Source organism: Streptomyces sp. DT190, assembly GCF_049846985.1.
GTDB lineage: Bacteria > Actinomycetota > Actinomycetes > Streptomycetales > Streptomycetaceae > Streptomyces.
Genome location: NZ_JBNCNM010000002.1, coordinates 164,597 through 180,136 on the forward strand (window position 1 = coordinate 164,597; position 15,540 = coordinate 180,136).

The 15,540-nt window shown below is 71.5% G+C and carries 12 protein-coding genes; 4 read left to right on the plus strand and 8 right to left on the minus strand.

Annotation, left to right across the window (positions count from 1 at the left end):
• From ACPXCS_RS04210 to ACPXCS_RS04225, 4 genes are read right to left on the minus strand one after another with little or no spacing between them, the layout of a single operon-like run.
• Positions 1-720, minus strand: coding sequence for an ABC transporter permease subunit (locus tag ACPXCS_RS04210; RefSeq protein WP_425944384.1), 720 nt, complete (start codon positions 718-720; stop codon positions 1-3).
• A 9-nt stretch (positions 721-729) separates the two neighbouring features.
• Complete coding sequence (locus ACPXCS_RS04215; RefSeq protein ID WP_425944383.1) at positions 730-1,641, minus strand: ABC transporter ATP-binding protein; 912 nt, start codon at positions 1,639-1,641, stop codon at positions 730-732.
• Positions 1,638-2,555, minus strand: a complete 918-nt coding sequence (locus tag ACPXCS_RS04220; protein WP_425944382.1) for an ABC transporter permease — start codon at positions 2,553-2,555, stop codon at positions 1,638-1,640. The genes ACPXCS_RS04215 and ACPXCS_RS04220 overlap by 4 nt, the downstream gene beginning before the upstream one ends.
• Positions 2,545-3,513 (minus strand): ABC transporter ATP-binding protein, encoded by a 969-nt coding sequence (locus tag ACPXCS_RS04225; RefSeq protein ID WP_425944532.1) that lies wholly within the window; start codon positions 3,511-3,513, stop codon positions 2,545-2,547. The genes ACPXCS_RS04220 and ACPXCS_RS04225 overlap by 11 nt, the downstream gene beginning before the upstream one ends.
• Positions 3,514-3,694: 181 nt before the next feature.
• On the opposite strand from ACPXCS_RS04225, the gene ACPXCS_RS04230 reads away from it, so the two are divergent.
• From ACPXCS_RS04230 to ACPXCS_RS04245, 4 genes are all read left to right on the plus strand, one after another.
• Complete coding sequence (locus ACPXCS_RS04230) at positions 3,695-5,455, plus strand: SDR family oxidoreductase (protein WP_425944381.1); 1,761 nt, start codon at positions 3,695-3,697, stop codon at positions 5,453-5,455.
• A 143-nt stretch (positions 5,456-5,598) separates the two neighbouring features.
• Positions 5,599-6,177 (plus strand): RNA 2'-phosphotransferase, encoded by a 579-nt coding sequence (locus ACPXCS_RS04235; RefSeq protein WP_425944380.1) that lies wholly within the window; start codon positions 5,599-5,601, stop codon positions 6,175-6,177.
• Positions 6,178-6,229: 52 nt separating this feature from the next.
• Positions 6,230-7,132, plus strand: a complete 903-nt coding sequence (locus tag ACPXCS_RS04240) for an LLM class flavin-dependent oxidoreductase (RefSeq protein WP_425944379.1) — start codon at positions 6,230-6,232, stop codon at positions 7,130-7,132.
• 88 nt (positions 7,133-7,220) lie between these two features.
• On the plus strand, positions 7,221-8,120 hold the full coding sequence (locus ACPXCS_RS04245; RefSeq protein ID WP_425944378.1) for an HAD family hydrolase: 900 nt from the start codon (positions 7,221-7,223) through the stop codon (positions 8,118-8,120).
• 61 nt (positions 8,121-8,181) lie between these two features.
• On the opposite strand, the gene ACPXCS_RS04250 is transcribed toward ACPXCS_RS04245, so the two are convergent.
• From ACPXCS_RS04250 to ACPXCS_RS04265, 4 genes are all read right to left on the minus strand, one after another.
• A complete protein-coding gene (locus tag ACPXCS_RS04250) occupies positions 8,182-9,264 on the minus strand; it encodes a M23 family metallopeptidase (RefSeq protein ID WP_425944377.1) in 1,083 nt (360 codons plus the stop codon).
• Positions 9,265-9,368: 104 nt separating this feature from the next.
• Complete coding sequence (cydD, locus tag ACPXCS_RS04255; RefSeq protein ID WP_425944376.1) at positions 9,369-12,857, minus strand: thiol reductant ABC exporter subunit CydD; 3,489 nt, start codon at positions 12,855-12,857, stop codon at positions 9,369-9,371.
• Positions 12,858-12,869: 12 nt separating this feature from the next.
• On the minus strand, positions 12,870-13,874 hold the full coding sequence (gene cydB, locus ACPXCS_RS04260; protein ID WP_425944375.1) for a cytochrome d ubiquinol oxidase subunit II: 1,005 nt from the start codon (positions 13,872-13,874) through the stop codon (positions 12,870-12,872).
• A 20-nt stretch (positions 13,875-13,894) separates the two neighbouring features.
• The gene (locus ACPXCS_RS04265) at positions 13,895-15,400 is read right to left on the minus strand and encodes a cytochrome ubiquinol oxidase subunit I (protein ID WP_425944374.1); all 1,506 of its coding nucleotides are present in this window, start codon (positions 15,398-15,400) and stop codon (positions 13,895-13,897) included.
• Positions 15,401-15,540: the final 140 nt, after the last annotated feature.

A 15,540-nucleotide genomic window follows, 5' to 3' on the forward strand; every position in this document is an offset into this window, starting at 1 on the left:
TCACTCCTCACCGGCCAGCGTGAGCGAACGCAGCTTCTGGCCGGCGTACCAGGTGGCCAGCACCGTGACGGCGATCAGCAGCACCGTCGCCGTGGTCAGGCCCACGTCCGAGGTCACCAGATCCCCGCCGGCCACCTTCTGCGCCACCGCCAGCGACCACTGCTGGACGCTCAGCGTGCGCGCGCCCGGCACCAGGGAGCCGAACAGCGCCTCCCAGACGAGCGCGTAGACGAGGCCGAACACCACGGCGTGCCGCGAGACCGTGCCGAGCAGCAGGAACAGGGCCGCGTAGGCGATGGAGGCGACCAGGGCCGCCACCGTGTAGGCCACGGCGATCTGCTGGCCGTTGCCGTTGAGGATGAGGCCGGCGACGAAGGTCGGCACCGCGGAGAACACCATGGTCACCGCGACGGCGACGATCAGCTTGGTGAAGATGATGGTCGGCCGCTTGATCGGCTTGGACAGCAGGTACACCACCGAGCCGTCGTCGATCTCCGGGCCGATGGCGCCGGTGCCGGCGATGACGCCGATGATCGGCACCATCGTCGCCAGGGCGAGACCGCCCAGCAGGTCGGACGCCGTCTGGTCGTCCGCTCCTGCCAGGGCGCGCACCGCCACGGCGATCACGATCAGCAGCAGCGGCAGCGCGCCGAGGATGAGGGCCCGGCGCCGGCCGAGCAGGGCCCGGTAGGTGAGCCGGGCGACTGTGGGGTCGTACATCAGGGCCTCCTACGCCGCGACGAGGTACGAGAAGACGGACTCGAGGGACTCGTCGGACGGCGAGACCGTGAGCAACCGGATGCCGTGGTCCCTGGCCACCCGCGGCAGCAGCGCCGTGAAGCGGCCGAAGTCGACGGCCTGGACGCGCAGGACGCCCTCGGCGTGGTCGACCTCGATGCCGGACGTCGACGGGTCGGCGATCAGCGCCGCCGCGAGAGCGCGGTCGTCGCTGGAGCGCACCAGGTAGCGGTGCGGCCGGTCCGTCATCAGGCGGCGGATCTTGCGGAAGTCGCCGCTGGCCGCGTGCCGCCCGGCGACGACGACCTCGATGTGCCAGGCGAGCTGCTCGACCTCTTCGAGGATGTGGGACGAGAACAGCACCGTGCGGCCCTCGTCGCCCATGCGCCGCAGCAGGTCCATCAGCTGCATGCGCTGGCGCGGGTCCATGCCGTTGAACGGTTCGTCGAGCAGCAGCAGCGACGGGTCGTGCACGAGGGCGGAGGCCATCTTCACGCGCTGGCGCATGCCCTTGGAGTACGTCTGGATCTTGCGGTCCTGCGCGTACTCCATCTCGACCGTGGCCAGCGCCTTCTGGGCCGCCTTGGCGCCCAGTCCGTGCAGCTCGGCGTTGGCGAGGACGAACTCCTTGCCGGTGAGGAAGTCGTACATCGCCTCCCGTTCGGGGACGACGCCGATGTGCCGGTAGATCTGCTCGTTGCGCCACACGGCCTGGCCGTCGAGGGTGACCGTGCCGGTGGAGGGGGCCAGGAAGCCGCCCATCATGTTGATGAGGGTCGACTTTCCGGCGCCGTTGGGGCCGAGCAGGCCCGTGACGCCGGGGCCGATGGTCATGGTGATGTCGTTGACGGCGACCACGTTGCCGAACCAGCGGGAGACGTGGTCGATGGAGAGCGTGGTCACAGTCCCACCTTCTTGTAGCGGCGCATCAGGAGGCCGTAGCTGCCCGCGATCAGGCCGAGGGCCACGAGGACGAAGACGACGCCCTCGCCGTTGCCCGGACCCACGCCGCCGGGGAAGGCCGAGGTCGCGCCCAGGAACGCCGACTGCACACCGTCGACCAGGGTGATCGGCGAGAACAGCCCGATCCACGGCACGGCGTCGCCGCTGCCCTGGGCGTCCGCGATGGCCTGGAGGGTGGAGACGGCGCCGTAGGTGATGGTCAGCACGGCGATCACGGCCGCGATGCCGAAGCCGCGGCGCGGGGTGAAGGAGGCGATGACCAGGCCGATGCCGGCGAAGAGCAATGAGAGCAGTGCCACGGACACGAGTCCCTGTGCGAATCCCTTGGTCTGGTCGGCGAAGTCGAGCTTGGCCAGCAGCGCGCCGACGTAGAGCACGAGCAGGGGAGCGGCCGTGAGGACGAACAGCGCCGAGGCCAGCGCCGCGAACTTGGCGCGGACGTAGTCGGCGGTCTCGATCGGCCGCGAGAAGTACAGGGGCACCGTCTTGAAGCGCAGGTCGCGCGAGACGGACTGGGGCGCCTGCGAGGCGACGTACAGGCTGATGACCGCCTGCATGACGATCGCGTAGCGCGTGTAGTCCAGCGGCAGTTCCTTGGCCTTGGTGGCGACCGCGACGGCGACCATGATGGCCGCGGGCACGCACATCACCACGAACAGCAGCATCGGCAGGACCTTGGACTTCACCGAGCGGCCGAGGCCGTAGGCGCCGCGCAGCGACTGCGAGTACAGGGAGCGGCGGGCGTAGGCGCGGCCCAGGCGCGGGCCGTCGTAGCTGCGGTAGCCGATGTTGTGGATGCGGGTCTGGTCACCCGGTGCCGGGGCGGATGTCCCCGTGGAGTGCTCAACCGCCATGGCCGACCGCCTCCTTCCGCTGCTCGTGCCGGTCGTCGGCCGTGAAGACCTCGGAGATGTGGTGCCGGCGCTGCTCCATGCGCACCAGCCCGAGTCCGAGGTCGGCGATCACATCTCTGACCAGGTCGTACGTCTCCTCGCCCTGCGCGGTCAGCAGCAGGACGTGGCCTGCGCCGGGCAGGCCGCTGCCGTCCTCGGCGCTCACGCCGCGCGCCTGCAGCGCCTCGCGGACCGCTCGGGTGCCGTCCGGGTGCTCGTCGGTGTCGGTGACCTCGATCGCCAGGGTCGTGGTGATCTGGGTGAAGTCCGTGGTGGAGCTGGAGCGCAGGAGCTTGCCGCCGTCGATGACGACGACGTGGTCGCAGGTGCGCTCCAGTTCGCCCAGGAGGTGCGAGGTGACCAGGACCGAGATGCCGAAGTCGGTGTGGATGCGGCGGATCAGGCCGAGCATCTCGTCGCGGCCGACCGGGTCGAGGCCGTTGGTCGGCTCGTCGAGGAAGACCAGCTGCGGGTCGTGGACGAGGGCCTGCGCGAGCTTCACGCGCTGCTTCATGCCGGTCGAGTAGCCGCCGATGGGGCGGTAGCGCTCCTCGTACAGGCCGACGTGGCGCAGGGTGTCGGCCGTGCGCTCGCGTGCGGCCGTGGGCGGCAGGCCGGACATGCGCGCCATGTGGACGACGAACTCGGTGGCCGAGACGTCCGGTGGCAGGCAGTCGTGCTCGGGCATGTACCCGACCCGCTCGCGGATGTCGGCGCCATGGGTGGCGACGTCCAGGCCGAGCACTTCGGCACGGCCCTCGGTGGCGGGGGACAGACCCAGCAGGATCTTGATCAGTGTGGACTTGCCGGCCCCGTTGGCTCCGACGAGTCCGGTCACACCGGGCCCGACGTCCACGGAGAGCCGGTCAAGCGCGGTCACCCGGGGGAACCGCTTGCTCAGGCTTTCGGTCGCGATCACAGTCACGGTACGACGGTAGGGGCCGCACGCGTGGCGGTCGTCACTCCGCAGAGCTGTCTTGGGATCAGCCTCGAGTATTACGGGCCCTTAGGGGGCCTGCTCCTCAAGGGTTACCACGAGCGGGCACCACGACCGGGGAGCCGCTATTGACGAACTCTCTAACAACTGCCAGATTCGCCGGATGACGTTGCTCACGGGTGCACGGGAGCGCTGGGTGCGGACCGGCGGGGTCGAGCTGTGCGTGGCCGAGCTGGGTGATCCGGCACGGCCGACGGTCGTCCTCGTGCACGGCTACCCCGACAGCAAGGAAGTCTGGTCGCAGGTCGCCGCACGGCTGGCCGGGGAGTTCCACGTGGTCGCCTACGACGTCCGCGGCCACGGCCGGTCCACGGCCCCGCGGCCCCTGCGCGGCGGCTTCACGCTGGAGAAGCTGACGGACGACTTCCTGGCCGTCGCGGACGCGGTGAGTCCGGACCGTCCGGTGCACCTGGTCGGGCACGACTGGGGATCGGTACAGGCCTGGGAGTTCACCACCGTCCGGCGCACCGAGGGCCGCATCGCCTCCTTCACGTCGATGTCCGGGCCGTCCCTCGACCACTTCGGGCACTGGATCGACCGGCGTGTGAAGCGCCCCACCCCGCGCGGGGTCGGGCAGCTCCTCGGGCAGGGCGCCCGGTCCTGGTACGTGTACCTGCTGCACACGCCCGTGCTGCCCGAGCTGGCCTGGCGCGGGCCGCTCGGCAAGCACTGGCCGAAGGTGCTGGAGCGGGTCGAGAAGGTGCCGCGCGGCGACTACCCCACCTCGTCCCTGCCCTCGGACGCCGCCCACGGGGCCTGGCTGTACCGGGACAACGTCCGGCCCCGGATGCGCAGCCCACGCCAGGACGCGCACGCGCACGCGCCCGTGCAGGTCATCACGCCCGTGGAGGACCGGTTCCTGTCGGAGCGGCTCGACGACGAGCTGGAGCGGTGGGTGCCGCGGCTGACCCGCAGGACGATCCGGGCGGGGCACTGGATCCCGCGGACCCGTCCGGACCGGCTGGCCGCGTGGATCGGGGAGTTCGTGACGTCCGTGGAGGAGGGCCACGGGGCGCCGGCGGAGGCGAGCGGGACGCACGCCGAGCGGTTCTCCGGGCAGCTCGTGCTGATCACCGGCGCGGGCAGCGGTATCGGCCGGGCCACGGCACTGGCGTTCGCGGAGGCCGGCGCGCGTGTGGTGGCCGTCGACCGCGACGCCGAGGCGGCCGCCCGCACCGCCGAGGCGTCCCGCCGGGCCGGCGCGCCCGAGGCCTGGGCGGAGACGGCCGACGTCTCCGACGAGCAGGCCATGGAGGAGCTCGCGGAGAAGGTCACCGGCGCGTACGGCGTGGTGGACGTCCTGGTCAACAACGCCGGGATCGGACTGTCCGGCTCGTTCTTCGACACCACGACGGAGGACTGGAAGAAGGTCCTCGACGTCAACCTGTGGGGCGTCATCCACGGCTGCCGGCTCTTCGGCCGGCGGATGGCCGAGCGGGGCCAGGGCGGCCACATCGTGAACGTGGCCTCCGCCGCGGCCTACCAGCCCTCCCGGGCGCTGCCCGCCTACAGCACCTCCAAGGCGGCCGTGCTGATGCTCAGCGAGTGTCTGCGGGCGGAACTCGCCGGGCAGGGGATCGGTGTGACGGCGGTCTGTCCCGGCTTCGTCAACACCGCCATCACGTCGACGGCGCACTTCGCCGGGGTCGACGGGCCGCAGGAGAAGCGGCTCCAGCAGCGCGCCGCCCGGCTGTACGGGCTGCGCAACTACCCGCCGGAAAAGGTCGCCCGGGCCATCCTGCGGGCGGTCGTGCGCGACGAGCCGGTGCTCGCGGTGACACCGGAGGCCCGCACCGCGCGGGTCCTGTCGCGGCTCGCCCCGGGGGTGCTGCGGAGGATCGCTCGGGTCAGGCCTCCGGTGTGACGGAGCGCCAATACCCGCCCCGTGACGCCCAGTTGTCCACAGAATGGGGCCCTGACCCTGTGGATAACGTCACCTGGTTGTGGATCAAACCTGGAGAGTGAAACTCAATCGCGTGATTCACGTCTCTCCCCCACCCTGGTGGCATGGACGAGAGACGCACCGTGAAGGTGTCGAAGTACCTGTCGAAGCATCTGCGCCACCAGCCGGAACGGATCGGCCTCACCCTCGACGCGGCCGGCTGGGTGGAGATCGACACCCTGATCGCCGCGGCCGCCGCCCACGGCTTCCGGTTCACCCGCGACGAACTCGATCACGTGGTCGCCGCCAACGACAAGAGGCGCTTCGCCGTCGACGGCACCCGGATCCGTGCCAGTCAGGGCCACAGTGTCGAAGTCGACCTCGGCCTGCCGTCGGCGAGCCCGCCCGCGCGCCTCTACCACGGCACGGTCGCCCGCCATCTGGACGCGATCCGGGCCGAGGGCCTGCGGCCGATGAGCCGGCATGCCGTGCATCTCTCACCCGACCGGGACACGGCGACCCGTGTGGGCGCACGCCGCGGCCGGCCGGTCGTCCTGACGGTGGACGCCGACGCCATGCATCGCGACGGCCATGTCTTCCACGTCAGCGCGAACGGCGTATGGCTGACCCAGGCCGTCCCACCCCGCTATCTGCGCCTTCCCGAAGCCGTTGACCTGCCGTTTCCATCCGACTCCGCGCAGTGACCGTTTCACGTGAAACATGAGGGAGGCATCGTGCTCCCTTAGGCTCGAGGGCATGAGTCTGCGTCTGAGCACCGTGATCCTCCCCTACCGCCGCTGGCACGACGGCGGCCGTGCGGCCTGGACCCGTGCCGAGCAGCTCGGCTTCCACACCGCGTACACCTACGACCATCTGTCCTGGCGGACCTTCCGGAACGGCCCGTGGTTCGGGGCCGTGCCGACACTCACCGCCGCCGCGAGCATCACCGACCATCTCCGGCTGGGCACGCTGGTGACCTCGCCGAACTTCCGGCACCCGGTGACCCTCGCCAAGGAGCTGATCTCCCTCGACGACATCTCCGGCGGACGGGTCACGCTGGGCATCGGCGCGGGAGGCTCCGGCTTCGACGCCACCACGCTCGGCCAGGAACCGTGGACGCCGCGTGAGCGCGCCGACCGCCTCGCCGAGTTCGTCCCGCTCCTCGACCGGCTGCTCAGCGAGGACGCGGTGTCGTACGAGGGCGACTTCTACTCGGCCCATGAGGCCCGCAACATCCCCGGCTGTGTGCAGCGCCCCAGGCTGCCGTTCGCGGTGGCCGCGACCGGGCCGCGGGGCATGCGCCTCGCCGCCCGGTACGGACAGGCATGGGTCACCACCGGTGACCCCAAGCTGTACGAGAACGGCACCCCGGAACAGTCGATTCAGGCCATTCGCGGACAGGCCGACCGACTCGCCGACATCTGCGCCGAGACCGGCCGCGACATGACCGGCCTCGACCGGATCCTGCTCACCGGGTTCACCCCGGACCGCACCGACCCGCTGCGGTCGCTGGACGCCTTCGTCGACTTCGCCGGGCGGCACGCCGAGCTGGGCTTCACGGAGCTCGTGATCCACTGGCCGATCCCCGACTCGGTCTTCGCGACCGACGAGAAGGTCTTCGAGCAGATCGCCATGGAGGCGCCGGCGCAGCTGCGCTGAGCGCACCGGCGTGTGTTCCCGGGCGGGAAGTACAGGTGAGGGCAGTATCCACTCACCTGTGCACGGGCCCGCACGCCCGTGCAGGCATATGCGGGACAATGGCCGGGTGACCTCAGCGACCCGACAGCACGAAACCGCGGCCGAGACCCTTCCCCCGCGGCTGATCGCCACCGATCTCGACGGCACCCTGCTGCGCGACGACAAGTCGGTGTCCCCGCGCACGGTCGCCGCGCTGGCCGCCGCCGAGGAAGCGGGCATCGAGGTCTTCTTCGTCACGGGCCGGCCGGCCCGCTGGATGGACGTGGTCAGCGACCATGTGCACGGCCACGGCCTGGCCATCTGCGGCAACGGCGCCGCCGTCGTCGACCTGCACGGCGGCCCCGGGTCCCACCGGTTCGTGAAGGTGCGCGAGCTGGCCCGGGACAACGCCCTGGACGCCGTACGCCTGCTGCGCGAGGCGGCGCCGGGCACGGTGTACGCGGTGGAGCAGACGTACGGCTTCTACCAGGAGCCGGCGTACCCGAAGCTGCACATGGAGATACCGGACAGCCTCGCCCCTGCCGAGGAGCTGCTCTCCGCGCGTCACCGGGCGGCCGGCGAGCCGGTGCTGAAGATCCTCGCCTACCACCCCGAGCTGGACCCGGACGCCTTCCTGACCCTGGCCCGGCTCGCCATCGGGGAGCGCGCCAACGTGACCCGCTCCAGCCCCAGCGCCCTGCTGGAGATCAGCGGCCCCGGGGTGTCCAAGGCCAGCACCCTCGCCCTGTGCTGCGCCGAGCGCGGCATCTCGCACGAGGAGGTCGTCGCCTTCGGCGACATGCCCAACGACGTCGAGATGCTGACCTGGGCGGGCCGGTCGTACGCCATGGGCAACGCCCACCCGGACGTCGTCGCCGCGGCCTCGGGGCAGACCGTGGCGAACAACGACGACGGGGTCGCGGTCGTGATCGAGCGGCTGGTGGCGGAGCGGCTCCGGGCGCGTGACTGACCGGTCCGGAGGACATCGGTAGATCGGGCCGGTCGGAGCGGCCTTCCGCAGGCCCGGCCGGTCAGAGCGACACTCCGCGCGCCGCGAGCCAGGAGACCGGGTTCACCGCCGAACCCGACTCCGGCGTGACCCGTGTCTCGAAGTGCAGGTGCGGCCCGGTGGAGTTGCCCGAGGTGCCCGACTGCCCGATCCACTGCCCCGTGCTGACGTGCTCGCCCTGGTCGACCGCGACGGACGCGAGATGGGCGTACTGCGTGTAGTAACCGCCCGCGTGCCGCAGCACGATCTCGATCCCGAAGGGCCCGCCGCAGGACACCCGCACCACCCGCCCCGCCCCCACGGCCCGCACCGGCGTGCCGATCGGCACCGCGAAGTCCTGCCCGGTGTGCCGGTTCACCCACCGGGCACCGCCACTGCCGTAGGACGACGACAGCACGTACGTCTCCACAGGAGTCACCCACTCGCTCGTGAAGCCGGTCTCCGGCTGGTCGAGCCGTACGGCCCCCCGGCACGCCCCGGCGGCGACCGCGGCGTCCGCCTGCCCCTGCAACTGGGAGCGGGCCGACTCCAGCTTCTGCTCGATGTCCGCCTTCAGCGCGGCCAGTTGGGTGTTCCGCTTCTCCAGCGCCTGCCACTCGGCCGCGGCCTTCGCCTCGTCGGCGGCGAGGCGGGCCTCGGCCCGGCGGTTCTTGGAGATCGCGTTGTTCACGGCCAGATCGGCCTGTGCGAACGCGTGGTGACCCCGCATCAGGCCGTCCGGGCTGCCGGCCAGGATCATCTGGGCGGCCACCGGCAGGCCCCCGCTCGTGCGGTACTGGGCGCGGGCGATGCGGCCCAGGTCCTCGTGCAGGGCCGCGATGTGCCGCCGCTGGGTGCCGAGGAGCTCCTCCGCCCGCCGGGCCCTGGCCTGTTGCTCCTCCGCCTCCTCGCGGCCGGCCTCGTACTGCTGCGTCGCCACCGCGGCCTCCTCGTACAGCCTCATCACCTCGGCGCTGAGACCCGTGGCCGCGCCGGCGCCGTGGCCTGCGGGGCCGCCGGAGGGGTCGGCCGGATCCTTGACCGCGGTCGAGGGCCGGGCCGCGAGGACCGCCAGCCCGCACAGCAGGACCGGAACGACCACGCGGTGGCGGCGAAATGAGCGCATGTCAGCGATCGTCACCCAAGGGCGGTCCCCGGTCGCGTTCATGTCGTGCGGCCGGGGGACGAGCTGAGCCGAACGGCCCAGCGCCTCGCTCCCCATGCGTCCGCCTAGGGCACGGCGACGAGCGACTCCGACGCGGCCTCGCGCTCCGCCATCGCCCGCAACGGCCCCTGCGCCGCGACCAGGTCCTCGTACCGCCCGCGCTGCACCACGCGTCCCCGGTCCAGCACGATCACCTCGTCCACCGCCTCCAGACCCGCCAGCCGGTGGGTGATGAGCAGTGTCGTACGGCCCTCGGTGGCGGCCAGCAGGTCGGCGGTGAGCGCGTCGGCCGTCGCCAGGTCGAGGTGCTCGGCGGGCTCGTCGAGCACCAGGACGGGGAAGTCGGCGAGCAGCGCCCGGGCCAGAGCCAGCCGCTGCCGCTGCCCCCCGGACAAGCGCGCCCCGTGTTCGCCGACGAGCGTGTCGAGCCCGTCGGGCAGGCTGTCGGCCCAGTCCAGCAGCCGGGCCCGGCCGAGCGCGGCGCGCAGGTCGTCCTCGCCGGCGTCCTTCCTGGCGAGCAGCAGGTTCTCGCGCAGTGAGCTGTCGAAGAGGTGGGCGTCCTGGGCGCACAGCCCGACGAGCGCCCGGACGTCGTCCCCGTCCAGGGCGCACGCGTCCACACCCGCCAGCGTGTAGGTCCCGGTGTGCGCGTCGAGGAACCGCAGCAGCACCTGGGCCAGCGTCGTCTTGCCGGAACCGGAGGGCCCGACCACGGCGATCCGGCGGCCCTCCTCCAGGGTCAGGTCCAGTCCGGCCAGCGCGTTCCGCTCCTGCCCCGGGTGCCGCGCGGCCAGCCCCCTGACGGCCACCGGGAACGGCGACGCGGGTGCCTGCCGGGGCCGCTGCGGCTCCGCCACGGGCTCCGGCGCGTCCAGCACCTCGAAGATCCGCTCGGCACTGCGGCGCACCCGCTGCCGGTACTGCACGGCCAGCGGCAGCCCGAGTACGGCCTCGAAGGCGGCGAGCGGGGTCAGGACGACAACGGCCATGGCGACGCCGTCCAACCGCCCGGCTGCAACGGCCTGTGCCCCGACCAGGGCGGCGGCCGTCACGGTCAGTCCGGAGATCAGCGCGGTGAGCCCGTCACCGAGTGCGGTGGCGGTGGCGGCGCGGGAGGCGATCCGGGTGAGCACCCCGTCGGCCTCGCGAGCCTCGGCGGTCCGCGCGGGCAGGGCACCGGCGACGGCCAGTTCCGCGGTGCCGGTGAGCAGATCGGCCACCCGTGTGGCCAGCACCCCGCGGGCCGGGGCCAGCCGGTGCTCGGCCCGCCGGGCCACGGCACCGGTGACCAGCGGCACACCCACACCGGCGGCTAGCAGCCCGGCCGCGAGCAGGGCCCCGGCCTCGGGCAGCAGCCACGCCGTGAAGCCGACGGACGCGGCCGACACGACGACGGCCGCCCCAGCCGGCAGCAGCCACCGCAGCCAGTAGTCCTGCAGGGCGTCCACGTCCGCGACGAGCCGCGAGAGCAGGTCGCCCCGCCGGGTCCGCCGCAGTCCGGCGGGGGCCAGCCGCTCCAGCCGGCGGAACACCGCGACCCTGGTGTCCGCCAGCATCCGCAGCACGGCGTCGTGCGACACCAGCCGCTCGGCGTACCGGAACACGGCCCGTCCGATACCGAAGGCCCGCGTCGCCGTCACGGCCATCATCAGGTACAGCACGGGCGGCTGCTGAGAAGCCCGGGAGATCAGCCACCCGGAGGTGGCCATGAGCCCCACGGCGCTGCCCAGCGCGAGACTGCCGAGCAGCAGCGCGAGGCCGAGCCGCCCGCGCCGGGCGCCGGACAGGGCGCGGACGCGCGCGAGGACTCCGCCGGAGTCGGCCACGTCGACGGGCCCGGCCGGGGCGGCCGGGCCGGGCGTGACGGTCTCGACGGACCGCGTGCCACGGACCGCGGCAGGCGCGGCCGACGTCCCGGGCGTCTCCGGTTCGGCCAGCCGGACCACCCGGTCCGCCGCCTGAAGCAGCGCCGGCCGGTGCACCACCAGCAGCACGGTCCGCCCGGCCGCCAGCCGCCGCACCGCTGCCACGACCTCGGCCTCGGTGGCTCCGTCCAGGGCCGCCGTCGGCTCGTCGAGCAGCAGCACGGGCCGGTCCGCGAGGAACGCCCGGGCCAGCGCGAGCCGCTGCCGCTGCCCGGCGGACAGCCCGGCCCCCTCCTCGCCGAGTTCGGTGGCGGCCCCCTCGGGCAGCGCGTCCACGAACTCCAGCGCTCCGGCGTCCCGCAGCGCCCGCCGCACGGCGTCGTCGTCCGCCCCGGGCCGCGCCAGCCGTACGTTCTCGGCGATGGTCCCGGCGTACAGATGGGGCCGCTGCGGGACCCAGGCGATCCGGGACCGCCACTGCTCCAGGTCCGCGTCGGCGAGATCGACTCCCCCGGCCAGGACCCGCCCCTCGGCCGGGGCGACGAACCCCAGCAGGACACCGAGCAGCGTCGACTTGCCGGCACCGCTCGGTCCGACCAGCGCGACCGTCTCCCCGGGCTCGACACGGAAGGTCACCTCGGAGACGGCGTCACCCGACCGGCCCGGGTACCGGACGGTCACGCCCTCGAAGGACAGCGGGCCCTCGGGCACGGTCCGGGAGCCGGACACCGGTACGGGTGTCTCCAGGACCTCGAAGATCTCCTCGGCCGCGGCGAGCCCTTCCGCGGCCGCGTGGTACTGCGCCCCGACCTGCCGCAACGGCAGATACGCCTCCGGCGCCAGGATCAGGATGACCAGGCCGATGTAGAGGTCCATCTCGCCGTGCACCAGCCGCATGCCGATCGTCACGGCGACCAGGGCCACCGAGATCGTCGCGAGCAGTTCCAGGGCGAAGGAGGAGAGGAAGGCGATCCGCAGGGTCCGCATGGTCGCCCGCCGGTATTCGCCGGTGATGCGGCGGATGGACTCGGCCTGGGCCTTGGCCCGCCCGAAGACCTTCAGCGTCGGCAGCCCGGCGACGACGTCCAGGAAGTGTCCGGACAAGCGCGACAGCAACCGCCACTGACGGTCCATCCGGGACTGGGTGGCCCAGCCGATCAGCACCATGAAGACCGGGATGAGCGGCAGGGTGCCCACGATGATGGCCGCCGAGACCCAGTCCTCGGTGACGATCCGCGCCAGCACCGCCACCGGCACGACCACTGCCAGGCCCAGTTGCGGCAGGTACCGGGAGAAGTAGCCGTCGAGCGCGTCGACGCCCCGGGTGGCCAGGGCGACCAGCGAACCGGTCCGCTGCCCGCTCAGCCAGCCCGGCCCGAGCCGGGTGGCCCGCTCCAGCAGCCGTCCCCGCAACTCCGACTTCACCGCCGCGCTGGCCCGGTGCGCGGCGAGTTCGGTGAGCCAGCCGACCAGCGCCCGCCCGACCGCGACGGCGACCAGGAGCAGCAGGGGAGTGCCGAGCGCGGACACCGCCATGCGGTGCTGGAACGCGCCGACCACCACCTCGGCGATGAGCATCGCCTGCGCGATGACCAGCCCGGCCCCAAGCGCTCCCAGGGCGACGACCGCCACCAGGAAGCCCCGGGTGGCACGGGCGTGACGGAGCAGACGCGGATCGATCGGTTTCACGTGAAACACACCTCAGTGCGCGGGCTCGGCGATGTGCTGGGTACCGATCCGCTTGCGGAAGACCCAGTACGTCCAGCCCTGGTAGACCATCACGACCGGCGTGGCGATCGCCGCACACCAAGTCATGATCTTCAGCGTGTAGGGGCTGGACGAGGCGTTGGTGACCGTCAGGCTCCAGTCCGGGTTCAGTGTCGACGGCATGACGTTCGGGAACAGCGTCAGGAACAGCATCGCCACCGTGGCGACGATGGTGAGGCCCGACAGGGTGAACGCCCAGCCCTCACGCCCGGCCCGGGCCGCGACCAGCGCCATGACCAGCGACGCCACGGCCACGACCACGGCGACGAGGGATCCGGCGTCGCCCCGGTCGGACTGCGTCCAGAGCAGGAAGGCGAGGGCCAGCAGGGCGGTCACCGCTCCGACGCGCAGCGCCAGCTTCCGCGCCCGCTCCCGGATCTCGCCGACGGTCTTCAGCCCGACGAACACCGTCCCGTGGAAGGTGAACAGCGTCAGCGTGACCAGACCGCCCAGCAGCGCGTACGGGTTGAGCAGGTCCAGGACGCCACCGGCGTAGTTGAAGTCCCGGTCGATCTTCACGCCGCGCACGATGTTGGCGAAGGCCACCCCCCACAGGAACGCGGGCAGCAGCGAGGTCCAGAAGATCGCCGTCTCCCAGTTGCGCTGCCAGCTCTCCTCGGGCCGCTTGACGCGGTACTCGAAGGCCACACCCCGGACGATCAGGCAGACCAGGATGAGCAGCAGGGGCAGGTAGAAACCGGAGAACAGCGTGGCGTACCACTCGGGGAAGGCGGCGAAGGTCGCGCCGCCCGCCGTGAGCAGCCACACCTCGTTGCCGTCCCAGACGGGTCCGATCGTGTTGATCAGCACCCGCTTCTCGGGCCGGTTGCGGGCAAGCAGCCTGGTGAGCACTCCGACGCCGAAGTCGAAGCCCTCCAGGAAAAAGTAGCCGGTCCACAGGACGGCGATCAGAACGAACCAGACGTCGTGCAGTTCCATGACGGTGCGGCTCCCTCGGCCTAGTAGGAGAAGGCCATCGGCTTGTCGGCGTCACGGAGGTCGCCGCCGATCTTCGTGGGCGGGTTGAGGTCGGCCTCGGTGAGCTCGGGCGGGCCCGCCTTGACGTACTTGACCAGCAGCTTGACCTCGATGACCGCGAGGATCGCGTACAGCACGGTGAAGACGATCATCGACGTGAGGACCTCGGCCTGCGAGACACCGGGGGAGACCGCGTCCCGCGTCTGGAACAGTCCGTAGACGACCCACGGCTGACGGCCCATCTCGGTGAAGATCCAGCCCCAGGAGTTGGCGATCAGCGGGAAGGCCATCGTCCAGACCGCCACCAGCCAGTAGAGGCGGGTGAGGCGCGGCTGGAGCGGCTTCCGGAACAGGACCAGATGCGGTATCTCGTCGTCACCGGTCCGGTGGGCCGCGGGCAGCAGGAACTTCTTCCGGGTGAGCCACAGTCCCAGCAGGCCGATCGAGAACGACGCCATGCCGAAACCGATCATCCAGCGGAAGCCCCAGTAGGCGACGGGGACGATGGGCTTGTAGTCACCGGGGCCGAACTCCTCCTGGAGCGCCTTGTTGGTGTCGTTGATGCCCGGCACGTACGACTCGAAGTCGCTGTGGGCCAGGAAGGACAGCAGGCCGGGTATCTCCAGGGCCACCTTGTTGTGGCCCTCGTCGACGTCGCCGTACGCGAACACCGAGAAGGGCGCCGGCTTCTCGCCGTCCCACAGGGCCTCGGCGGCGGCCATCTTCATGGGCTGCTGTTCGTACATGACCTTGCCGAGGGTGTCTCCGCTGACCGCGGTCAGCAGGCCGCCGACGGCGACGGTGACCAGGCCGAGCCGCAGCGAGGTCCGCATCACCGGGATGTGCTTCTTGCGCAGCAGGTGGAAGGCGGCGATCCCCACCATGAAGGCGCCGCCCGTCAGGAACGCCGCGCTGAAGCTGTGGAAGACCTGGTTGAGCGTGGTGTTCTGGGTCAGCACCAGCCAGAAGTCGGTGAGCTCGGCCCGGCCCTTCTCCTCGTTGATCCGGTAGCCGACCGGATGCTGCATCCACGAGTTCGCGGCGAGGATGAAGTACGCCGACAGCAGCGTGCCGATCGAGACCATCCAGATGCAGGCCAGGTGGATCTTCTTGGGCAGCTTGTCCCAGCCGAAGATCCACAGGCCGATGAAGGTGGACTCGAAGAAGAAGGCGATCAGGGCCTCGAAGGCGAGCGGCGCACCGAAGACGTCACCGACGAAGCGGGAGTAGTCCGACCAGTTCATCCCGAACTGGAACTCCTGCACGATGCCGGTGACCACACCCATGGCGATGTTGATCAGGAAGAGCTTGCCCCAGAACTTGGTCGCCCGGAGGTACTTCTCCTTCTCCGTGCGCACCCAGGCGGTCTGCAGCCCGGCCGTCAGAGCGGCCAGCGAGATCGTCAGGGGGACGAACAGGAAGTGATAGACGGTGGTGATGCCGAACTGCCATCGCGCCAGGGTCTCCGGCGCCAAAGCCAGGTCCACGTCGCCGCTCCTTACATACGCTTGTGAAAGCGTTCACATTCACAAGCCATTATGCAGCACGCACTTTCGAGACACGGAGGGGCCCCCATGTGACGCTCGTCAACCCTGACCGCCCAGGACGAAAAGCGCCCGTTTCACGT